We start from the raw sequence: 20,601 nt of genomic DNA, 5'->3' as shown, positions 1-20,601 counted from the left end.
GCCCAGTTAAAAATTGAGCAAATTATAGCAACCCAAGCTTTTTTGAGCTTGGGTTTTTGGTATTAAAAGTCGACGATCAATGCTGCCAGGAAGACACGGTCCGTGTGCGAGCGGACATCAGCCGCTATGTTATTGGTGTAATCGACCGTATAGCTTACACCGAGCGAGAGTGAACTGTTGATTTTGCTCTCGACCGCTGTTTTGGATTTTGCAAAATAGTTTGAGCTGTCTGAGAATTGACTACGATACATCAGATACTGAATGAACCTGGATGTCTCTGTCATTTGCAGCGTATAATCCAAAGAAGCCTGCCATGAAGCGTACTGGTCGGGGTTCTCGTCCGTCAGGGTCTCATCGCGGTATTCGTCCCACGACCAGAGAATATTGGCCTGGAATTTCAGCTTGTTTGTATCACTCTTAAGTGCTTTCCAGATCGCACCCGGCCCGGTATAGGCCTGATAGACGTAGGTTGAGAACTTGTCGCCCTTTCCTCCGGCAAGGTAGTTGAAGGCCCAGTTCTTATTAAAGTTGTAGTCATAGTTCAGCTCGGCGTCCCAACGGTTTTTTGTTGCAGCCGTCTTGTCTGTCTCAAAATCTTTATTGGTAGAATAAAGCACGTTGCCGACAAAACGGAGCCCGTTGCTAAAGAGCGTGTAATCCATTTTCAGATTACCGGCAAGGTCCTGTGACTGCGTATTTCCCGCCGTATTGGTATACCCCAGTTCGGCATGTGTTTTCAGAACGTTTTCGTCGGCTGCCGACACTCCTGTAACAAGGCCGGCTATAGCCATTAAACTTACTATTCTTTTCATTAATTATTCTCCTTTATCCATATGGACATCCATTTGCGGGAATGGAATAGTGATGCCGGCCTCATCGAGCGCATATTTGATCTCTTCAATGATCTCAAAGTATGCCGGCCAGTAATCAGCCGAATTGACCCAGGCGCGGACCGTAAAATTGACACTGCTGTCAGCGAGCTCTTTGACCGCCACCAGCGGTTCCGGATCACTCAGTGTGAGGCTGCTGTTGGCAATAACCCCGTACATGATCTCTTTTGCTTTTTTGATATCTTCATCATAACCGATGCCTACGGTGTGGTCTACCCGGCGAACGGCCTTCGTAGAGAAGTTCGTGATGTTTCCCGCGGTGATGGCGGAGTTCGGCACGATGATCAGCCGGTTGTCCACCGGGCTGATCGTCGTGGTGAAGAGACTGATCTTGTCGACGGTACCTTCTGCCCCGCCGGCATTGACATAATCACCCACCTTGAAGGGACGGAAGACCAAAATAATAACCGCTGAACCGATGTTGGCGAGCGTGTCTTTAAGGGCCAGACCGACGGCAAGACCGGCAGCACCGAGAATGGCCATAAAAGATGTTGTCTGAATACCCAGGTTGCCGATTGCTGCAAGCAGGACAACCGCCATAAGCGCATAATAGACCGTGCTTCTTGCGAAATGGATCAGGGTCGCTTCTACCTTTTGGAGGGTCAGCGCTTTTTCAGTCAGGTCGCGAAGCCCTTTGGCCACAGCTTTACCCACGTAGAATATGATCAAGGCACCGACGATCTTCAGGCCGTATTCCGCACCGTACTGAATCGCCAGATCCCAATATTTATTGACATCCAGATTGATGCCCAGCTGTTCACCCACTTGATTAATATCGGTCATATCGGCCATTTCAGATCCTTATATTTCGGAGTTATGCATCTATTCTAGCAAAATTTCTCTTCGTATCCATTACATAATTACACTGTTGGCAATACCCTACGCGCTTGGCGCATCTCCTCCACCCGAAGCGCCAAACGCTGATAATAGGGCGTGTTTGACGATCTAAACGCCTCAAGCAGAGGACGGTATTTCTCATAATTTCCCCATGCCTTTGTTGCCGGATCGGGCCGTCCCCGTTTAGTCAGTTCAAAGGAGACCGCCGCATTGATAAACCCTTTCAGAAGTTTCATCTCCATATCATCTTCAAACCGCCGCGGAAACCAGATCTCCTCCAGGGCCTCATGCGCATCATAAAACCGCTCTTCATCGAGGCAACAGACAAACAGGTCCAGATGTTCCGTGTAATCCCTACTCATTCTTGCCCTCAGGCCTATCGGGCAGAAGCTGCATATTTTTACGCCAATAGCCGCGTCCTCCCCGCAGCGAGATACAGTGCTGCTTGGGAAACCTTGCCCGAAACTCTTCCAAACGCTCTTTCGTTCCTTTTCCCGTATCGCAGTAAAAGACAAACACCGAACCCTCAGGCTCGTTTTGCAGCTCAAAAGGGTTGTAAACCACCGTATCGGCCTTCTCTATCGGCGAAAGAATCGTATCGATCAACAAAACTTTTACACCCTCTTTTGCCAAACGCTCTTTTTCACGCAGAAACTGCTCCTGCGTCCACTCATCCGGAAATTGTTCATTCATCGTATTCAGCCCATTGTTTTTCAAAATTCTAACAAAGCTTCCGCCATTTTGTACTTTGTTTTAAGACTAGCGCTAAAACTTCAGCAATCACCCGAAACTAACCCGAAACTAACCCAAAACTAACTACACTTTCTTATGTCTAAAAAGAAAAAATTCATTAAACTCAATCAGACCATCCGCCACTATTTCGGCGAAGAGGGTTTTGATGCCGGTATCGAACGCGTTGACGAAAAAACGCTGATCGAACTTGCCCATACGCTCGGTCTTGTACCGGAAAGCTATTCCAAGAAATCCCTGCTGCGCATCTATCGCACCCTCTGGTCGGAAGCCGACATAGAACTGCGACGTCATATTGTCGATTTTTTTAAGGCCGAGGGCAAAGTCTATCTGCCGACAACGCCCAAGGCCAGTCAGCATGAACGCAGCGACAGGATCGATGAACTGCTCGAAGAGCTTGATGTCACCGATGAGGAGCGCATCGAACTGCATAAAGCCTTTAGCGACGTGCGCACCCGAAAGATCAACCTCTTCAAACTTCAAAGCAAACTGGAGCTGATCCGTTTTGAGCAGAAAAAAGCAGAGATAGAAAGAGCGGTGCAAGGGCACTTCGACATCGAAGACAGGCTGGAGTTCAACGCCTCTCTCCAATACAATATCCATGGCGAGACGTTTCGAAAGATCCAGCCGTTGAAAACAAAAGCTTTTCCTTTTTCTTTTTTACAGGAGGCACCTGCGGAACAGATCATCAGCGAGCTAACCGAGACAAAAACAGCACTAACCACTCTAAAACAGAATGAGCTCTCTGCCTTCTTGCAGGGTATTGCCAAACCGCACCCTTACCTGTCGGATGAGGAGATGGTATCTGCGATCAAAAGAGCCCAGCCTGACAGCAATGTGACACGGTTCGCCTTAAATGACGAGATCCTCACAAGGATCATCGCACAGAGCATTCCGCTGCACTCTCTTGCACAGACCCTCACTGAGATCATCATCGTCATCAATACCGACTTTAAGCCGCCTCAAACAGAGCATTCCATCGCTTATGAACTTCATCTTATCCTGCCCAAAGATGAGACCCTGCGGACAATATGGTCGGGAGAGTCTCTTGACCTCTCTGAAAAGCTCCGTTGCGAACAAAAAGAGCATGAGGCCCATTTTCTTCAGGAGTATGAAGCACTGCTAAACAGTGCCAAAGAGGCGGCGGCCGCGCTCCAGCTCGGCGACGAGGAGATCAGCGAAAAAATCCTCGAATTTCTGCTCCCGCAGCTTCATGAGGATCTTCTTATCTCAAGAAAAGCGGCTAAACGCGTCTTAGGCCGATTCAACGACTCCATACACGATGCCCTGCTAAAACACCAGCGCCAGCAACTTCTTGCCCGCACTATCCGCGACTTTAAAAACCTTTTTCCCCTGGCCCGGGAACTGCGTCGTAAACTCGTATTGCATATCGGTCCGACCAACAGCGGTAAGACCTACCAGGCGGTGAAAGCGCTGGAAAAAGCGGATACCGGCTACTACCTTGCCCCGTTGCGGCTTCTGGCTCTGGAGGGTTATGAGACCCTGAAAAAAGAGGGGATTGCCAGTTCCCTGATCACGGGGGAGGAGCAGCTTATCAACGAAGAGGCCACCCATATCTCATCCACGATAGAGATGCTCAATTTCGAAACGGACGTGGATGTCTGTGTCATCGATGAAGTGCAGATGATCGACGACCGTGACCGCGGTTGGGCCTGGGCCAATGCCATCATCGGTGCCCCCGCCAAGACCGTCATCATGACCGGTTCGCCCAACGTCAAAGAGGCTGTCATCGCCTTGGCAGAATACCTGAACGAACCCCTTGAGATCATAGACTTTGAACGCAAAAACCCTTTGGAGCTGCTCTCACATGCCACCCCGATCAATGAGATCCACCCGGCCACCGCCGTTATCGCTTTTTCACGTGCGAACGTGCTTCGGCTTAAACAGCAGCTCTCCAAAAACTACCGTGTAAGTGTCGTCTATGGCAATCTCTCTCCCGAGGTTCGCCGTGAAGAGGCCCGGCGCTTTCGGGAAGGAGAGACCGACGTCTTGGTTGCGACCGATGCTATCGCCATGGGGCTCAACCTACCCATCAAGACCGTTCTCTTCTCACGCGGCGACAAATTTGACGGCGTCAGTCAGCGTCCGCTCATCCCATCCGAGATCCATCAGATAGCCGGACGTGCGGGGCGGTACGGCCTGCATGAAAAAGGCTATGTCGGGGCCCTGCGGCCGGATGTGCTCATCCATCTTAAAAACACGTTTCATGAAGAGGCGCCTGCGATCAAGATCCCTTTCAACGTAATGGCAAACCTGGAGCACATCAAACTCGTCGGCGGTATTTTGGAAGAGAACTCGCTCGAAGAGATCCTTCAGTTCTTCGTCAAGAACATGAAGTTCAACGGCCCTTTCCGCGCTGCCAACCTGGAGGACATGCTCGAAGCTGCCCAGATAGTCGACCAGTATCATCTCGACCTCCCGACCAAGTTCCATCTTGCCTGTGCCCCGCTGACACTGCGTTCACCCTTTATTGTAGCGGCCTTTGAACGCTACCTGCACCTGCTTGAAAACGACGAGTTTATCCCCTATATTCCGCCGAGCAACCTGGGAAGCTATGCGCTGAGCATGGATGAACTTCTCGAAGCAGAGGATTATGTCAAAGAGATCTCGCTCTACCTCTGGCTGAGCTACCGTTTTGATGACTATTTTATCGATGCGCAAAAAGCGAGAGAGAACCGTATCACACTCAACAACTTCATCGAAAACTCGCTAAAACAGAGCCATTTTGTCCCGCGATGCCGCCAATGCACCAAAGCCCTGCCGCTGGAGTCGAAGTTCCAGATCTGTCAAAGCTGTTTTAAAAAAATGAACATGGAAAAGAGAAAAGCTGATAGACAGAACAGCGGCGATGTAAGACCGAAAAGAAGACGATGACCTCCGGGTCTGACGTTGTAGCGTTTGTCTATGTTATCGGCAACTATCTGTTGCCAATAACTTCCAATACTATTTATCGGATCAGATCACTGTAGTCGAAGTGGTTCGGTTTGAGATAGAACTTATTGTCAGAGACGATAATACGGGCGTCGCCTTCGGCATGTTTTTCAAAACGTGCCGCTATTTTCTCGCGTTTTTTCTTGGAGAACATCTTCAGTTTCAGGAACTGTTTCAAAGAGACAAGATCGTGCTCTTCATCGAGGACATCGATGACATCCTCAGCAGGATCATCATACAGAACTTCATCCGACGCGACCGCCTCTTCGATCACCGTATCCATGTTTTGATGGGTCAGGAATTTCGAAGCCACCACCTGCAATACATTTTTCAGCTGGGCATCGCGCTCTTTATAGATCTGCTCGATCTTCTCTTTTTCCGCGATCAGCATCTGCTCACGCTGCTCACGCAGGGAGCGTGTTTCACCCTCCAACTCTGCGATCTTTGCTTTTAGCGCGCTGTTCTCCTGCTCGATATAGCTGTAATATTTGTCATTTCCGGCACTGTTTTGCGCCGGGGGATTTTTTGCATCGTCCATGACTACATACTTGATACCGTGTTCAATAACGCAGTCAAGCGTCCCGCGGCGGATGCGGTTGTGGATCGCCTCTTTTGAGACCTTGTAGTGTTCGGCAGCTTCGGCTACGGTCATTTTGCTCATCTTCACTCCTGGGTTTTAACAGTGATGCGTCCGGACACATCGACTTTTATGATTGTTTATCGCATGTTTTCAAAGACTAACGGCGCGTCCCACTCCATCGCGCGTATCTCTCTGATCACTTTTTGAAGCTCATCGATCTGTTTTGATTTAACACGGATATGGTCCCCCTCCAAAACAGCGCTCCCCTTGATCTTCATCTTTTTGATCTCGGCGACGATCTTTTTCGCCTCTTTGGACTCGATGTAATCAACGATCTTGTAGACGATACGGCGGTTTCCTCCGCTGCTGTCTTCGACTTTCGCCTCATCAAGGACCTTGGAACTGAGGTTGTGTTTGAGCAGACGGCCTATCACGATATCCTGGAGCGCTTCGAGTTTGTTATCACTCGACGTTGTTAAGGTCAGGGTTTTCGCTTTTTCATTGTAGTCGATCTCGCAGGTGATCCCTTTAAAGTCAAAACGGTTCCCCACTTCGCGCGTTGCCTGAAGGATCGCATCTTTAAAATCCTGCATGTCGATCTTGGCGGAAATATCTACTGAATGTTCTTTTGCCATTGTTTCTCGCTTATAAAATGAATATACTAACCGAGTATAACAAAAGCAAACTGAGTTTTTTTGATTGGGTTGCTTAAGGATGAAGCAACAGCGGGTTTTATGATTTGTTTGGGCTGATAGTGTGAAGGAATTTTGACATTGAATGATAATGTAAGCTGTTTTAAATTGAATTTGATAGTAGTGATGTCACTTTTTCTTCTTGCTAGCTCAAGAAGAAAAACTAACGAAAAAGAAGAAGAGCAAGAACCTGACGGCTACCGTTACTACTCGAACTTTCAATTTTCAACAGTTGGCGTTCCGTCACTTCTGCCGGAATTAATGTCATGACAAAAAAGGAGCACAAACTTTATTGAAAATATAGTAATTGGATGTCAGTCTGTTGCTTAATACAAAGAGGCATAGCCGAATTGAAATGCGAAAGCTTTTAGACTCAAAAAGATGCGTCACCGCTTGGCTCTTTTCGAAACATCTGCAGAGCTGACTGGAACTCTCTTTTTCTCGTTAAGAAAATCACTCTGTCTGAGCGTCAGCGAGTTAGGGATTTTTAGAGCCAAAGGCGTAAAGAAAAAGGCAAACTGCTTTGCATTTTTTAGCCGACGCGCCAAGCTGTTATGCGTTAGCATCAGCGCGGCAGTATAATGAAAGGAAGGTAGTCGGCAGCCAGCCGACCTCGAAGCCGTTGAGAGAGCTTTTTTGCTTACTTTTTTTGCGGCGTAAAAAAGTAAGAGTGTATGCGACAAAAGTTATCAGTTCCGCCAACAATAACAACAGTTTCAGATCTTAAAAACTCGGTGCTCCGAAATCAAGCCCGCCGCCGAAGCCGCCGACAAACTTAGGATCCATGTACCCCAAAATGCCGCTCTTGTTGCGAAGCATGTCGATGTCGGATTTCGGCGCGATCCCCTGCGGGCAGACCGGCACGCACTCACCGCAAAGGGTGCAGTCCCAGATGCCGTTGGTCTGTACCGCTTCGATCTTGCCTGCGACATCGCTCTCGCGTTTGTCGCTCACATAGCGCCAGCTTCTTGTCAGGGCGAAGGGGCCGATGAACTCGCCGTTGACCTCGTAGACCGGGCAGGCGCTGTAGCAGGATCCGCACAGGATACAGTCGCTCTGCAGTTCGTTGACTGCGGCGTCCTCTTCTGACAAGGCGACTGCCGCGTCACTCTCGCCCGCCCAGGCCTTGGCGACTTTCGTAAAGTCAAGCGCCTTCTGCATGTCCACGACAAGGTCACGGATAACAGGCATGTTTTTAAGCGGTTCGACGACGTCGCCCTCCTGCGGTTTGTAGGCGCAGGCCAACACCTCTTTGCCGTTCACGCGCATCGCGCACGAACCGCAGACCGAGGAACGGCATCCCGAGGCAAAGCTCAATGTCGCATCCTGCTTCGTCTTGATCTCCGTCAGCATCTCCAGAAGCGTCGCCCCCTCCAGATCCACCTCATAACCGAGCCTCTCTTCGTGAACCTCGCCCTCGTCAATATAGCGTTTAATCTCTATTTTCATCTCGTATCCTTGCCCTGTTAAAACTTATTTAGAAAATCGACGCAGAGAACGCCGTCTTCACGCCATGAGATGGTGTGGGCACCGTAAACGGTGTCGTTACGATCGGGAATATCTTCACGGTAGTGCGCCCCGCGGCTCTCATTGCGGCTAATCGCGCCGACGACCATGATCTCGGCCAGCTCGACCATATTGCCGAACTCGATAAACTCGACCAGGTTGGTGTTATAGCTTTTAGACTTGTCTTTAGGCCCCATGAACGGAAGCTCTTTCTGTATCTGACGAATCGCTCCGAGAACGGCTTTCAACCCCATGTCGTTACGTTTGATACCGGCATTGTTATAGAAGATATTGCCGATGAAGTAGCGTTTCTCATAGAAATCGATCTGGTTGGTGAAGTATTTTACTCCCTGAACAAAGTTCTGATCTTTTTTCAGCTGCTCGGGATCCTCGATAACTGCTTCTATAGCGGCTGCCGTCTTCGCCGCATTCTCTCCCGCCTGACGGCCGAAGACGATCAGCTCAAGAAGCGAGTTGCCGCCCAGACGGTTTGCCCCGTGGACGTTGTGGTTGGCACATTCGCCGGCAGCAAACAGACCGCTAACCGCTGTTTGTGAGTCGGCATCCACTGCGATGCCGCCCATTGTGTAGTGGGCAACCGGTTTGATCGGGACCAGTTCATGCACCGGGTCGACATTCTCGTAGAGTTTGGCCAGTTTGCGCTCCTGCGGCAGCTCATGGTCGATGAAGGCTTCGCCCAGGTGGCGAATGTCCAAAAAGACCTCCCCGCTCTTTTCGATCTCTTCGGCAATAGCACGCGAGAGGGCATCACGGGGCTGCAGTTCGTCGGTAAAACGCTCACCCTTCGCATTGAGCAGATAGCCGCCTGCACCGCGGGCCGATTCCGAGATCAGTATCGATGAGTTTTTAAGGCCGGTCGGGTGGAACTGGACAAACTCCATGTCGCTGAGTTTGGCACCCGCCCGGATCGCTGCCGCCAACCCGTCGCCGGTAGAGCCCGTGGCGTTGGTCGAGTGTTTTTGGTAGATACGGCTGTACCCGCCTGTCGCCATAATGACCGTCTTCGCTTTGAACGCTTCGACCTCGCCCGTTTTGATGTTCAGCGCCGTTGCCCCGCCCACGGTTACCTTGCCCTTCTCGTCCGTCTGACGGATAAGGTTGAGCAAAAAGTACTCGTTGTAGAAGGTAATGCCCTCTTTGACACAGGTATCATAGAGCGAATGCAGTACCTTCAATCCGGTGTAGTCCTGGGCATAACAGGCACGCACTGCCGAGGCACCGCCTAAACGGCGCTGCGCAATCTTTTTCTCCTCTGTACGCGAAAAAGGCACACCGATACTGTCCAGCCATCTTACCGCCTCGACGCCGTCACGGCAAAGCTTCTCCACGGCCGCTTCGGAGGCAAGCCCCTGGGAAGATTTGAGCGTATCGGCGATATGCTGTTCAATACTGTCCTCTTCACCGATCGCGGCATTGATACCGCCCTGTGCCATCGAGGTCTGTGAGCGGGTCGGATAACTCTTGCCCAAAATGGCAACCGTGGCCCCTGCCTCTTTCGCACTAAGCGCTGCGACCATACCGGCACCGCCGCTGCCGATTACTAAAACATCAACCATCATCTGCCCTTCCAATTGTGTTGCGTGTATTTTAGCGAATTCGTTGTTAGGCAATGACACTCGCCCTCAGAACAAAGCCTTCTCTAAGATTTTTAGTTATGCATTCACCGTTCCAATTCGACGGCAGTAGGCTATAATACGATTATGACATCTGTATTTTTTTCCGTTCTCGGCATCTACCTTTTTATCGCCGTCGGCTTTGTCGCGAAGAGAAGCTTCAAAGAGAAGATAGATGAACGGACGCTTACGCTGCTCTCCGTCTATTTTTTACAGATCTTCCTCACCCTCTGGGGTCTTCTGAAGCGTCCCATCGATACCACCTTTCTTTATGCACCGCTGCTCTACCTGTTCATTATTGCCGTTGTCCTGATGCTGATGCTGCCCTTGGTGCGGTCCCTTTTCAAGGACCCAAAAGAGCGTTCCATCGCCACCGTCGCCGCGCTTATCGGCAACACGGGCAACCTCGGTATCCCTCTCGGTATCGCTATCTTCGGAGAGGAGTCCATCCCCTATACGACGGTGATCAACCTTGTCAATGTCTTCTTTGTCTACACCGTCGGGGTCTACTTCTACTCAAGGGGAACCTTCGATGTCAGAAAGTCGCTGCTTAACATCGTCAAGCTCCCTATCCTCTGGGCGGCCATGGCCGCCATTGCGCTCAACCTTGCCGGTTACACCCCCGGTGCCGTCGTCTCAAACACCCTGATGATGGGTGCCTATGCCTCTATGACGATGCAGCTGGTCCTCTTCGGTATCTACCTTTACGGAGTGAAGATCCGCGAGATCAATTTGATGCTTACCGGCTGGATCAACCTTATCAAGTTTCTGCTGCTGCCGGTGATCACCTACGGCGTGCTCCGTTTTGTGGAGCTTGACGAGATGATCGAGGGGGTTCTCTTTATGGAGCTGATCATGCCGCTGGCCGTTGCCAACGTCAACCTGGCATCACTCTACAACTGCCGCCCGCGCGATACGACGGTGCAGGTCTTTATCACCTCCCTCCTTTTTTTGGGTATTGTCTTTGTTTTTGTTAAAGTTCTGGACTACATCTAAGAAACAGGAAAGAAAAAAGGAGCAGTATGGTTATCGAATTGCATGATGAGAGCTACAGCGCGCTGGTCGAAAACAGCGATAAAGCAATCTTTATCGATTTTTACTCGCCGATGTGCGGGCCTTGCCAGGAGGTACTTGCCAATCTGCCCCACCTGGACAACTATTTCAATGAAGAGGCCGTCATCGCCAAGGTCGATGTGACGCAGAATCCGAAGCTGGCGCAAAAGTACCAGATCCAGAGCGTGCCGTTTTGTGTAAGTATCGGCGCCAAAGACAAGATGGTCAAGGATTATGAACTTGGCTCAGCCTCAGTCGACCGCTACATCAGGATGATCAAAAAGGCGCAGGGAAAAGGGTTCTTCTCCCGACTTTTCGGAAACTGATACAATGTTTTCACTCAACTTTATCACTTCCCTATTTTACGGTACTTTTTCCTCTTCGCATGGTCCTTTTTTTCTATAACGTCAATGCCATTTCGCTTGACAGTACCTTCACTTTGGAGTAAACTTAATAATTATGAAGGAATGAGTCTCTACACTCTCAGTCTTTCACAACCATCCAAAAAGTGATCCCAAAGACCGAACAAAAGCGAACGGATAGGTTATTCTAGTGATTGCTTAGAGAGGAGGTATTCAAAAATGAAAAAAGACAATCCGAACCCGCAAAAACGACCACCTAAAGAATTCGAATATAAGGAGCAAAGAAAAATTAGCCGGCGCAGTTTTTTAAAAAGCCTCAAGGGTGCCGGCTTAATGACCGCGGGTACCGTGATGGCAGGCGTCAATGCATTTGGCTCCGAAGCCTCTTCGGCAAGTGAAAAAGATAATGCCATCGGACCCGAAGCAGTCCCCATACAACTAACAATAAACGGCGTTCTCAAAGAGGTCTCCGTTGAACCTCGTGAAACCCTCGCAGATACCCTCAGAGACCACCTCCACCTTACCGGGACCAAAGTCGCCTGCAACCGCGGGTCCTGTTCGTCCTGCACCGTACTGCTTGACGGAGTGCCGGTAAATTCCTGCATGATATCGGCCCTTGACGCCGTTGGCAGAGATGTAAGCACCATCGAAAGCCTTGCCAGTAACGGTGAATTGCATCCCCTGCAGCAGGCCTTTATCGACCATGATGCGTCCCAGTGCGGCTTCTGCACGCCCGGGATGCTGATGAGCTGTGCGCATCTGTTACAGACGAATCCGCATCCTACCTTCGAAGAGGTTAAAAGAGCCATCAGCGGAAACCTCTGCCGCTGCGGTACCCACCCCCATATCTTCAAGGCTGTTCTGGAAGTGGCCGACAAGCAGAAAAGGAAGTGAAAATGGATATGCAACGTGTCGAAAGGGCCCTGGAAAAACTCAAGAGAGCAGTCGGAATCGGGATGAAGCGCATCACGATGCCTCACGGCATACCCGGTCACAGCCTGACGCAGGTAGAGCGGGAGGCACCTCAGGAAGAGCCGCCGGCATGGCCGATCAACGACGAGCTCAGTGTCGTCGGAAAAAGCGTGAAACGGCTCGATGCCCATGCCAAGGTGACCGGTAGTGCCAAATACACCTCCGATATCCGTCTGCCGGGGATGCTTTTTGGCAAGATGCTCTGCTCTCACCATCCGCATGCAAAGGTTATATCCGTCGACACGACTGCCGCGGCACGCCATCCCGGCGTCGCTGCCGTCCATCTCTTCGGCATGACCGATTCCAAGGACGATAGGGGGCAGGGAGAGTTCCCGGAGATCACATTCGCCGGCCAGCCGATCGCAGGCGTGGCAGCACAGAGCCTGCAGATCGCCGAGGAAGCCGTGAAACTGATCAGGGTAGAGTATCAGAAGCTTCCCTTTGTCGTCGATCTTGAGGAAGCACAGAAAAAGAGCGCCCCCGTCGCCTTTCATATCAACGTCGAAGAGAAATTTAGTGACAGAGGGGTGAAAATCAACGGCAACCGCTACGGTCCCTGGTACGGCAAACAAAAAGGCGACGTAAAAAGAGGATTTGCCGATGCGGATCTCGTCGTCGAGCGGACCTACAAAACGCAGGTACAGCACCACTGCTGTCTCGAGACCCACGGCGTCGTCGTCGACTACCGAGACGACGGCGTCACGGTCTACGCCTCGACCCAGAGCACAAAAAACGTCCGCGACGGCTTCGCACGAACGTTCGGCCTCCCCGCTAACAGGGTGCGGGTCATCTGCGAATTCATGGGCGGCGGGTTCGGCTCAAAACAGCAGCTGGGACGTACTGCCGTGATGGCCGGGTATCTTTCCAAAAAATCGGGTCGGCCGGTCTCTCTGATGCTCGACCGCAAAGAGGAGTTCCTCTCTGCCGGCAACCGCTCGAACTCCATTCAGCGCTTGAAGATCGGGGCAAGAAAAGACGGAACCCTGACCGCCGTCGAACTCCATTCGCGCGGTACCGCCGGGGTCGGTCGCAGCGCCGGGGTGGGAAACGTCGCCAGAAGCCTCTACCCCTGCGCCAATTTCTACTCCGAACACTACACAGTTTTGACCAATGCCGGCCCCGCCAAGCCCTTCAGGGCCCCCGGCAATGTACAGGGGGCTTTTCCCGTAGAGCAGCTGATGGACGAACTGGCCGAAAGACTGGGACTCGACCCTCTCGTGCTACGAGACCGGTGCGACAGGAGCGAGATCAGACGCCTCGAACGCCTTCGCGGCGCCGAGAAGTTCGGCTGGTCAAGAAGAAAAGTGGCCGGTGCCAGTTCCGGGACAGTAAAAAAAGGGCTCGGTATGGCCCAGGCGACATGGCCGAAAATGCTCAACTTGGATTCGACCGTCGAAGTGCTGCTTTTCAAAGATGGCGGGATCGAAGTCCGCTCGGGCGTCCAGGACATCGGTACCGGCACCAAGACGGTCCTCGCCCAGGTCGTGGCTGAAGAGCTGGGGCTGCAGCCTGAAGAGATCACCGTGCGCATCGGCGACACCCTCTTCCCAGACGGCCCGACTTCCGAGGGGAGCAAGGTCACCGGTTCCATCACCCCGGCGGCGAGGAACGCGGCCTATAAAGTGAAACGCCAACTCTTCGAGCAGGTCGCCAACACCCTGGGTACGGAGGCCTCTGAGCTCGCAGCGGCGGAGGGCCGTATCTTCTCCAAAAAAGAACCTTCGAAGAAAATCGCTTTTCAAGAAGCGCTCAGAATGATGAAAAACACCCAGATTGGTGCGACAGCAACCCGTTCAGAGAATTACGAGGGAAAACCCGTCAGCGAAGATCTCGGTTCCGTTCAGTTTGCCGAAGTGAGCGTGGACACCGAAACGGGGATCGTCAACGTTGAGAGGATCGTCACGGCAAACAGCTGCGGAAGGCCGATCAACATTGCCCAGATCGAAAGCCAGATTGAAGGCGCCGTGATTCAGGGGGTCTCCTACGCACTCTACGAGAACCGGGTCATGGACGCCGCAACAGGCCACCAGATGAACACCAACCTGCACCAGTATCAACTCCCCTTTTCAATGGAGATTCCCGAAATAGAAATCATCCTCATCGAAAGCTACGATGCAGCCACCTCTACCGATGCCGTGGGGATCGGGGAGCCTCCGATCATCGCAACGGCACCGGCCATTGCCAATGCGGTCTATAATGCCATCGGCGTACGCATCTACGAGTTACCTATAACACCGGACAAAGTGCTGAAAGCCTTGAACAAAATATAAGCACAGGACAGGGAGTCGATCAACATGAACAAATTTAGCTGGTACGATGCCAAAACCGTCGAAGACGCGTTGAAACAGGTTAACACTACTGCATCGGAAGCCCTCCAACCCGGGTCTTCCGAAAATACTGCTATTTTCAAATGCGGGGGGACCGATCTGCTTGACTTGATGAAAGAGGGGTTGCTAACACCTCAGAAGATTGTCAACATCAGAACTATTTCGGGACTTGACCGTATCTCCTATGACAGAAAAACAGGACTGAGAATAGGCGCCAATGCCACACTGTCGCAAATAGCGTCAGAACCTGTTGTCAAAGAGAATTATCTCGCCTTTAAGCAAGCTGTTGCTCATGCAGCTACGCCCCAGATAAGAAATATGGCAAGCCTGGGCGGTAACCTGGCCCAAAGAACCCGTTGCTGGTATTTTCGATCCATTGATCACCAATGCCTGAGAAAAGGCGGAAACAGCTGCTTTGCCAGGCACGGCGAAAATGAATACCACGCGATTATGGAAAACGGGCTCTGCGTCAGCGTGCACGCTTCATCGGTGGCGACTGCATTAATGGCCTTTGATGCACGGATCGAAATCACCGGCGCCAAAGGCCGTAAAAAAGAGGTACCGATGGATAAATTTTTCGTGTTACCGGAGGATGATGTCAGCAGGGAATCTATTCTTAAAGCCGACGAGCTGATCACCGCAGTGATCATTCCGCCCGTCACCGCCAATACACGAAGCTGCTACATCTATCAGGGTGCCAGGGAGTCTCATGACTGGCCATTAGCGGATGTAGCCGTCGTTCTAGAGCTCTCCGGAACCAGCTGTAAAAATGCCACGGTAGTATTGGGCGCTGCCGCCCCCATACCCCTGAAAGCCGAAGCCGCTTCGCATGCACTGACCGGACGGCTGATCAATGAAGAGACAGCTGTCGCAGCGGGTGAAGCCTCTATGCAAGGCGCCATGGCCTTGTCAAAAAATGCGTACAAAATCCCTATCTTTAAAGCCATTGTCAAACGCGCCGTTTTGGGATGTCTTTGATCATGGATAATAGCGATACAGGACTGTGCCGGTTTTTGAGTGCAAAAGGCCCCTACGGGCCGTTGGAGGGCGGCCGAAGCCGGTGGCATCTGATCGGTGACGCCGACTCGGTCTACAGGTGCATAAAATCAACCGAAGACGCCGGTCCCGATAACGGGCTGGTTGACCCGTCATTATGCAGACGAGCAGGGTCTGCCACGGCCCCCAAACAGGCGAAATGAGAAACGATGAAAGAGATACGTAACATACTTGTCGCCTTTGATCAACTTGTACGTTCAGGAGAATACGGGGTGCTTGCCTCTGTCGTTCAGACCTCGGGTTCCACCTACCGCCGTCCGGGAGCAAGGGCCCTGATTTTGCCCGACAACACTATAGTAGGTCTTATCGGCGGGTGCTTGGAGTCTGCGCTCCTTGAAGAAGCGCACAACGTCCGCGTATCCGGCATACCACAACGACTTCATTACGAAAAGTGCTCTGAGACTGACTTGATCTGGAGCCTCGGAGCGGGCAGTGCCGGTACCGTTGATGTACTGCTGGAACGTGTCGGCAGCAGTAATCCTGGTCCTCTGCAGTTCATTGCCGCCTGCATAGAGCAACGCTGCCGCGGCGTGTTAGCGACTGTTGTCCGAACGGCACAAAACGATGTCTCTTTTTTGGGCGCGCGGTGGATGCGATGCGCCGGAGGATCGGCCGAGATGACAAAAAGGTGGGCACCGCCTGCATCTCTGCACGCAGAGAGCGACCGCATACTGGCTGATGGAAAAAGCCGCATGCTTTGCATGAATTCAACAGAGATTCTTCTGGAGTGCATCACACCGCCCATACGCCTCGTCATCTTCGGCGCAGGTACTGATGCGGTTCCCGTCGTCCGCATTGCGTCGGAACTCGGCTGGTCTGTCGAGATCATCGGAGCGGGCTGTAGTCTGACAGACCACTTTCATGAAGCAAGCAGTATCGAAGAATGGATCCCCGAACAGGCCGCCAAAGAAGTAGTACCCGATGAGACGACAGCGGTTCTTCTGATGACGCACAACTTTAATCACGATTGCGAACTGTTGCAGTTTTTACTCCCGTCCGCAGCCCGTTACATAGGTGTTATAGGTCCCAAACGCCGTCTGGACAAGCTTTTGGAAGAAGTTCATAACAATGGGTACACGCCCTCAACAAATGCGCTCAGCCGTCTCTACGGACCGGCCGGATTCGATGTCGGCGCGGAAAGTCCCGAAGAGATCGCCCTCTCTTTCATCTGCGAGGTCCAAGCCGTATTGAACGGTCGCAGTGGCAAATCCCTTAGGAAGCAAGACAGACCGATACATGAGCATGCACTATGAAGAAGATTGCAGCCATCATCCTTGCAGCCGGCAGCTCAAGCCGTATGGGGCGTTCCAAACAGTTACTCAGAATTAATGGCGTGAGTTTTGTCAGAAAAACGGCCGAAACAGCCCTTGCATCGCAGTGCAGTCATGTTTTCGTCGTTACCGGTGCACAGGAAGATGCGGTCAGGACAGAGCTTGATGGGCTTGATGTCACGATTGTTGCTAACCCCTTTTGGCACGCAGGGATGGGAAGTTCCATCCGATCCGGGATACAGGCCCTTAAAACTGATCCGCATACCTATGATGCCGCTCTTTTCCTGCTGATTGATCAGCCAGCCGTTACGACCGCCTTGCTCAACACCATTATCGGTACATTTAAAGAGGGAAAGAATCTTGTCGCCAGTGCATATGCCGATTCTGTCGGGGTTCCCGCACTCTTCGCCGCTGCTTATTTCGAAGCGCTGGAAAATCTGCCTGCGGACCGCGGCGCCAAGCTGCTTTTGAAACGCCACAGTGCGGATCTAAAGCGTATCCCCTTTCCCGAAGGGGCATTCGACATTGATACACAGGCGGATTTCGAACGTCTGCAAACGCTTCCCCCCTTTGAGAACAAATCTTAACCCGAAAGCAAAACCAGGGCCAAGATCTCATTCTTGCCGCCGCCTTCCCGCAGCTTTTTGTCTCTGTATCGGGCCGAGGAAAATACTGCTTGCTATCTTTAAAATGCCTGTACTATCATCCAATAACGCAGAATGCGAAGCGACCCGGCGATCAGCAGAAAAAGTAGCCAATGGATACGCAGCAGACCCGCTGCCAGCGTAACAGGGTCACCGATAATGGGGAAGGGAGTCAACAGCAGTGCCCACGCACCGTAACGTTCCCCGAATGCAAGCGCTTTCGCGCCGCTTTTTGAACGCTGCAGACGGGCACTTGTCGCCTCGCGCAGCCATCTGCCAAGACCGTAATTGAGTACGATGGCCAATACATTTCCCGAGGAGGCGGCAAGCATGGCCGCACTCACGGCCATACCGTCGTTCAAAGCGAGGGCAAAAGTGACTTCGGAACTGAAAGGGAGGATTGTTGCCGCGAAGAAAGAGGCAAGAAAAAGCCCTAACGGGCCGTAGATCTCGGGCATTAAAAAACCGAGCGGATGTTCTCGATGACGGAAGCGATGAGCTTTTTACGTGCTTCCGCGGAGGTCCAGGCAATATGCGGGGTGATGTAGAGACGCTCCTTATGCTCGATGTCCATCAACGGATGCGGTATCGTCATCGGCTCTTTTTCAAGCACATCCAGCCCGACATAGATCTCTTTGACGTCGATGATCGCACTCAACGCCCTTTCACTCACAATGCCGCCGCGACCGAGGTTGAGCAGGATCGCCCCGTCTTTGAGCATCAAGAGTTCCGAGTGGCCGATCAAGTCTTTTGTCTGCGCGTTCAACGGGGCATGGATAGTCACAATGTCGCAGGTCTCAAGCAGTTTGGTAAAACTGATCTGCTCATAGGCGCTGTTTGTATTCTTGCCAGAGGTGGAGTAGTAGTAGACCTCGGCGCCGAACGCCTTCGCGATATCCGCGACACCGCGCCCGATCTCGCCGAGTCCGATAATCCCCCATTTTTTACCTTTTACTTCAGCAAAAGGTTTTGCAACATGGGTAAAGACCGGGCTTTTCTGCCACTCGCCCGACTTGACATACTCATCGTAATAGCGCGAATGCCCCATCAGGTAGAAAAGCATCGAGAAGGTGTGCTGAACCACCGAGTCGGTCGAGTAGCCCGCTACATTTTTAACTGCAATCTCGTTTTTTTCAGCATACTCAAGATCGACATTGTTCATCCCGGTAGCAGCGATACAAATCAACTTCAGATGAGTCGATGCTTCCATGATCGCAGCGTCGATAACAACTTTGTTAGTCACTATGACATCCGCATCTTTGGCACGTTCAAGCGTCTCATCCGCTGTGGTCGTTTGGTAGATTACGACCTCACCAAGATCATCAAATCCGCTAAGGTCTGTCTCACCGAAAGTAGCTGCATCTAAAATGACTATCTTCATCCGACTACTTTATATCACTGATTTTAGTAATCAGTTTACGCGACTGATCCAATGCATCTTCGACTTTGTCCAGGACTAAAGCCACCGCCAGACGACGCCCTTTATGCGCTTCCGGTTTGCCGAAAACACGAACAAACGAGTTGTTAGTAAAGAGGGCGTCATCCACTTCTATGACAGGTGCATACGAATGGTTCTCCGATTTGAATGCAGCCGATGCCCCTTCCCCGTAGAAGGTAAAGCCGAGCGGCAGACCGAGTACCGCCCGAAGATGAAGGGCAAATTCGCTCTGTGACTGTGTGATGAGGGTGACCATCCCGGTATCGTGCGGACGCGGGCTTACTTCCGAAAAGTAGACCTCATCGCCTTCTACAAAGAGTTCAACACCGAAAAGCCCCTGTCCGCCAAGACCGTCGGTAATATTTTTTGCGATCTCCTGAGCTTTGCGTTTTGCCACCTCGCTCATACGCATCGGCTGCCAGGAGAAGACATAGTCGCCGTCGCGCTGTTCATGGCCGATCGGTTCGCAGAAGACCGTCTCTTTGCCGTTGCGTGCCGTCAGCATCGTGATCTCATAGTCAAAATTGACAAAGGCCTCGACGATCAGTTCACTGGCATCGCCGCGCGCCTCTTTTGCCATCTCCCATGAGTTTTCAAGATCATCCGCCGATCGCATGACAGACTGCCCGTGTCCCGATGAGCTCATCACCGGTTTGACCACACAGGGATAGCCCAGCTCTTCACCCGCCTGACGCATCCCCTCCAGAGTCGTCACAAAACGGTACGGCCCTGTTTTAAGGCCCAGCTCTTCAGCAGCGAAAGTACGGATGTTTTTGCGGTTCATCGTTTTTGAGACGGCATTGGCATTAGGGATGACGTTGAACCCTTCGGCCTCTGCTTTAAATAAAGCATCAATGCTGATCGCTTCGATCTCCGGCAGGATGTAGTCGGGTTTCTCATGGCGAATGATCTCCAGGATCGCCTCTTCATCCTGCATGTTCACCACATGGGCACGGTGCGCGACAGAGTGGGCGGGAGCGCCTTCATAACGATCGACTGCGATCACCTCAAGTCCAAGACGCTGCGCTTCTATAGCGACCTCTTTTCCAAGCTCACCTGAACCTAATAACATGACACGTTTTGAATTACTTTTGAGTGGTGCTGAAAATAACATCCCGACTTCCCTCGCTTTTTATTGTAGTAGCGCTATTTTAGCAAAGTATCACTTACAGGGGATGGATATAAAAGCGTAGAAAAAAGTATTGGAAGGTGTTTTCGGATTAGTACCGGTATTGCGCTTACAAACTGTTTCTATACTTGCAGCTAGTGATCTCGAAATTCTCGATCAGACGCACAAGTTCAGGAAAGGGAAAGGGAGGCTTCAAACGGCGGCGTTGATGGTATTTTACACAGTAATCACACCCTTTAGATTCGCTGTACTCTTCATTTTCCGAGATCGTGATCATTTTTTGCATAGGGTCGATACTGTCTATATACTCCAGGCTTTTCATACCGAAGTCACGGGCAAAATCGATGATGACGATATCGAATTTATCTTCCTGATAGAGTATTTTCACCTCATCAAACGAATCGACCACTACGACCACATGATGACGGGTATCCATCAGTAATTGCGCACGGGTTTCGGTTTGAAGATTGTCATCATCAATAAAAAGTATTTTTTTTGGAAGTATCAT

The 20,601-nt window shown here is 51.5% G+C and carries 21 protein-coding genes and 1 pseudogene; 10 read left to right on the top strand and 12 right to left on the bottom strand.

Going from position 1 to position 20,601, the window contains the following annotated elements; genetic code table 11:
• Positions 1–62: 62 nt before the first annotated feature.
• The 4 genes from WCY20_RS00565 to WCY20_RS00550 all read right to left on the bottom strand — a co-directional run bounded on the left by WCY20_RS00565 (position 63) and on the right by WCY20_RS00550 (position 2,420).
• On the bottom strand, positions 63–812 hold the full coding sequence (locus WCY20_RS00565; protein WP_345976238.1) for a DUF481 domain-containing protein: 750 nt from the start codon (positions 810–812) through the stop codon (positions 63–65).
• Positions 813–815: 3 nt separating this feature from the next.
• A complete protein-coding gene (locus WCY20_RS00560) occupies positions 816–1,682 on the bottom strand; it encodes a mechanosensitive ion channel domain-containing protein (RefSeq protein ID WP_345976236.1) in 867 nt (288 codons plus the stop codon).
• Positions 1,683–1,750: 68 nt separating this feature from the next.
• Positions 1,751–2,089 carry a DUF309 domain-containing protein gene (locus WCY20_RS00555; protein ID WP_345976234.1) on the bottom strand — a complete coding sequence of 113 codons (339 nt, stop codon included), beginning with the start codon at positions 2,087–2,089 and terminating at the stop codon, positions 1,751–1,753.
• Positions 2,082–2,420 (bottom strand): hypothetical protein, encoded by a 339-nt coding sequence (locus WCY20_RS00550; protein ID WP_345976232.1) that lies wholly within the window; start codon positions 2,418–2,420, stop codon positions 2,082–2,084. Before WCY20_RS00550 ends, WCY20_RS00555 begins: the two co-directional genes overlap by 8 nt.
• Before the next feature lie 135 nt (positions 2,421–2,555).
• Between WCY20_RS00550 and WCY20_RS00545 the strand changes: the two genes are divergently transcribed.
• Positions 2,556–5,372 carry a helicase-related protein gene (locus WCY20_RS00545; protein WP_345976230.1) on the top strand — a complete coding sequence of 939 codons (2,817 nt, stop codon included), beginning with the start codon at positions 2,556–2,558 and terminating at the stop codon, positions 5,370–5,372.
• A 73-nt stretch (positions 5,373–5,445) separates the two neighbouring features.
• On the opposite strand, the gene WCY20_RS00540 is transcribed toward WCY20_RS00545, so the two are convergent.
• Positions 5,446–6,090 (bottom strand): DNA-binding protein, encoded by a 645-nt coding sequence (locus WCY20_RS00540; RefSeq protein ID WP_345976228.1) that lies wholly within the window; start codon positions 6,088–6,090, stop codon positions 5,446–5,448.
• A 56-nt stretch (positions 6,091–6,146) separates the two neighbouring features.
• Positions 6,147–6,644: a YajQ family cyclic di-GMP-binding protein gene (locus tag WCY20_RS00535; RefSeq protein WP_345976226.1), complete on the bottom strand. Its 498-nt coding sequence runs from the start codon at positions 6,642–6,644 to the stop codon at positions 6,147–6,149.
• Positions 6,645–6,782: 138 nt separating this feature from the next.
• On the opposite strand from WCY20_RS00535, the gene WCY20_RS00530 reads away from it, so the two are divergent.
• Positions 6,783–6,971, top strand: coding sequence for a hypothetical protein (locus WCY20_RS00530; protein WP_345976224.1), 189 nt, complete (start codon positions 6,783–6,785; stop codon positions 6,969–6,971).
• A gap of 453 nt (positions 6,972–7,424) precedes the next feature.
• Here WCY20_RS00530 and WCY20_RS00525 read toward each other — a convergent pair whose 3' ends face one another.
• Both WCY20_RS00525 and WCY20_RS00520 read right to left on the bottom strand, forming a co-directional pair.
• Positions 7,425–8,150, bottom strand: coding sequence for a 2Fe-2S iron-sulfur cluster-binding protein (locus WCY20_RS00525; RefSeq protein WP_345976223.1), 726 nt, complete (start codon positions 8,148–8,150; stop codon positions 7,425–7,427).
• Between the two features lie 17 nt (positions 8,151–8,167).
• Complete coding sequence (locus WCY20_RS00520) at positions 8,168–9,838, bottom strand: FAD-dependent oxidoreductase (protein ID WP_345976221.1); 1,671 nt, start codon at positions 9,836–9,838, stop codon at positions 8,168–8,170.
• A 90-nt stretch (positions 9,839–9,928) separates the two neighbouring features.
• On the opposite strand from WCY20_RS00520, the gene WCY20_RS00515 reads away from it, so the two are divergent.
• The 8 genes and pseudogenes from WCY20_RS00515 to WCY20_RS00480 all read left to right on the top strand — a co-directional run bounded on the left by WCY20_RS00515 (position 9,929) and on the right by WCY20_RS00480 (position 17,469).
• Positions 9,929–10,837 (top strand): AEC family transporter, encoded by a 909-nt coding sequence (locus tag WCY20_RS00515; RefSeq protein WP_345976219.1) that lies wholly within the window; start codon positions 9,929–9,931, stop codon positions 10,835–10,837.
• Between the two features lie 17 nt (positions 10,838–10,854).
• A pseudogene (locus tag WCY20_RS00510) lies at positions 10,855–11,220 on the top strand (thioredoxin domain-containing protein); the annotation flags it as partial.
• A gap of 369 nt (positions 11,221–11,589) precedes the next feature.
• On the top strand, positions 11,590–12,150 hold the full coding sequence (locus WCY20_RS00505) for a (2Fe-2S)-binding protein (protein ID WP_345976217.1): 561 nt from the start codon (positions 11,590–11,592) through the stop codon (positions 12,148–12,150).
• A 2-nt stretch (positions 12,151–12,152) separates the two neighbouring features.
• Positions 12,153–14,498, top strand: a complete 2,346-nt coding sequence (locus tag WCY20_RS00500; protein WP_345976215.1) for a xanthine dehydrogenase family protein molybdopterin-binding subunit — start codon at positions 12,153–12,155, stop codon at positions 14,496–14,498.
• A 24-nt stretch (positions 14,499–14,522) separates the two neighbouring features.
• A complete protein-coding gene (locus tag WCY20_RS00495; protein ID WP_345976213.1) occupies positions 14,523–15,533 on the top strand; it encodes an FAD binding domain-containing protein in 1,011 nt (336 codons plus the stop codon).
• A 2-nt stretch (positions 15,534–15,535) separates the two neighbouring features.
• Positions 15,536–15,754, top strand: coding sequence for a hypothetical protein (locus WCY20_RS00490; RefSeq protein ID WP_345976212.1), 219 nt, complete (start codon positions 15,536–15,538; stop codon positions 15,752–15,754).
• 6 nt (positions 15,755–15,760) lie between these two features.
• Positions 15,761–16,864, top strand: a complete 1,104-nt coding sequence (locus tag WCY20_RS00485; protein WP_345976210.1) for an XdhC family protein — start codon at positions 15,761–15,763, stop codon at positions 16,862–16,864.
• On the top strand, positions 16,861–17,469 hold the full coding sequence (locus WCY20_RS00480) for a nucleotidyltransferase family protein (RefSeq protein ID WP_345976208.1): 609 nt from the start codon (positions 16,861–16,863) through the stop codon (positions 17,467–17,469). Before WCY20_RS00485 ends, WCY20_RS00480 begins: the two co-directional genes overlap by 4 nt.
• 98 nt (positions 17,470–17,567) lie before the next feature.
• Here the strand turns inward: WCY20_RS00480 and WCY20_RS00475 are convergent, their stop codons facing one another.
• The 4 genes from WCY20_RS00475 to WCY20_RS00460 all read right to left on the bottom strand — a co-directional run bounded on the left by WCY20_RS00475 (position 17,568) and on the right by WCY20_RS00460 (position 20,601).
• Entirely contained in the window at positions 17,568–17,984 is a 417-nt protein-coding gene (locus WCY20_RS00475; protein WP_345976206.1) for a DedA family protein, read from the bottom strand.
• A complete protein-coding gene (locus tag WCY20_RS00470) occupies positions 17,984–18,907 on the bottom strand; it encodes a D-2-hydroxyacid dehydrogenase (RefSeq protein ID WP_345976205.1) in 924 nt (307 codons plus the stop codon). The genes WCY20_RS00475 and WCY20_RS00470 overlap by 1 nt, the downstream gene beginning before the upstream one ends.
• 4 nt (positions 18,908–18,911) lie before the next feature.
• Entirely contained in the window at positions 18,912–20,078 is a 1,167-nt protein-coding gene (purT, locus tag WCY20_RS00465; protein WP_345976203.1) for a formate-dependent phosphoribosylglycinamide formyltransferase, read from the bottom strand.
• Positions 20,079–20,202: 124 nt separating this feature from the next.
• Positions 20,203–20,601: a response regulator gene (locus WCY20_RS00460; RefSeq protein ID WP_345976202.1), complete on the bottom strand. Its 399-nt coding sequence runs from the start codon at positions 20,599–20,601 to the stop codon at positions 20,203–20,205.

The organism is Sulfurimonas sp. HSL3-7 (assembly GCF_039645985.1).
Lineage (GTDB): Bacteria > Campylobacterota > Campylobacteria > Campylobacterales > Sulfurimonadaceae > Sulfonitrofixus > Sulfonitrofixus jiaomeiensis.
The sequence above is the reverse complement of the archived record's forward strand: the minus strand, read 5'-3'. Positions and strand labels throughout refer to the sequence as shown.

Bases quoted from the DNA above. Each gene is read 5' to 3' on its own strand.
- WCY20_RS00565 (WP_345976238.1), bottom strand. From the start codon at position 812: ATGAAAAGAATAGTAAGTTTAATGGCTATAGCCGGCCTTGTTACAGGA.
- WCY20_RS00560 (WP_345976236.1), bottom strand. From the start codon at position 1,682: ATGGCCGATATGACCGATATTAATCAAGTGGGTGAACAGCTGGGCATC.
- WCY20_RS00555 (WP_345976234.1), bottom strand. From the start codon at position 2,089: ATGAGTAGGGATTACACGGAACATCTGGACCTGTTTGTCTGTTGCCTC.
- WCY20_RS00550 (WP_345976232.1), bottom strand. From the start codon at position 2,420: ATGAATGAACAATTTCCGGATGAGTGGACGCAGGAGCAGTTTCTGCGT.
- WCY20_RS00545 (WP_345976230.1), top strand. From the start codon at position 2,556: ATGTCTAAAAAGAAAAAATTCATTAAACTCAATCAGACCATCCGCCAC.
- WCY20_RS00540 (WP_345976228.1), bottom strand. From the start codon at position 6,090: ATGAGCAAAATGACCGTAGCCGAAGCTGCCGAACACTACAAGGTCTCA.
- WCY20_RS00535 (WP_345976226.1), bottom strand. From the start codon at position 6,644: ATGGCAAAAGAACATTCAGTAGATATTTCCGCCAAGATCGACATGCAG.
- WCY20_RS00525 (WP_345976223.1), bottom strand. From the start codon at position 8,150: ATGAAAATAGAGATTAAACGCTATATTGACGAGGGCGAGGTTCACGAA.
- WCY20_RS00515 (WP_345976219.1), top strand. From the start codon at position 9,929: ATGACATCTGTATTTTTTTCCGTTCTCGGCATCTACCTTTTTATCGCC.
- WCY20_RS00505 (WP_345976217.1), top strand. From the start codon at position 11,590: ATGACCGCGGGTACCGTGATGGCAGGCGTCAATGCATTTGGCTCCGAA.
- WCY20_RS00500 (WP_345976215.1), top strand. From the start codon at position 12,153: ATGGATATGCAACGTGTCGAAAGGGCCCTGGAAAAACTCAAGAGAGCA.
- WCY20_RS00495 (WP_345976213.1), top strand. From the start codon at position 14,523: ATGAACAAATTTAGCTGGTACGATGCCAAAACCGTCGAAGACGCGTTG.
- WCY20_RS00490 (WP_345976212.1), top strand. From the start codon at position 15,536: ATGGATAATAGCGATACAGGACTGTGCCGGTTTTTGAGTGCAAAAGGC.
- WCY20_RS00485 (WP_345976210.1), top strand. From the start codon at position 15,761: ATGAAAGAGATACGTAACATACTTGTCGCCTTTGATCAACTTGTACGT.
- WCY20_RS00480 (WP_345976208.1), top strand. From the start codon at position 16,861: ATGAAGAAGATTGCAGCCATCATCCTTGCAGCCGGCAGCTCAAGCCGT.
- WCY20_RS00475 (WP_345976206.1), bottom strand. From the start codon at position 17,984: ATGCCCGAGATCTACGGCCCGTTAGGGCTTTTTCTTGCCTCTTTCTTC.
- WCY20_RS00470 (WP_345976205.1), bottom strand. From the start codon at position 18,907: ATGAAGATAGTCATTTTAGATGCAGCTACTTTCGGTGAGACAGACCTT.
- purT (WP_345976203.1), bottom strand. From the start codon at position 20,078: ATGTTATTTTCAGCACCACTCAAAAGTAATTCAAAACGTGTCATGTTA.
- WCY20_RS00460 (WP_345976202.1), bottom strand. From the start codon at position 20,601: ATGATACTTCCAAAAAAAATACTTTTTATTGATGATGACAATCTTCAA.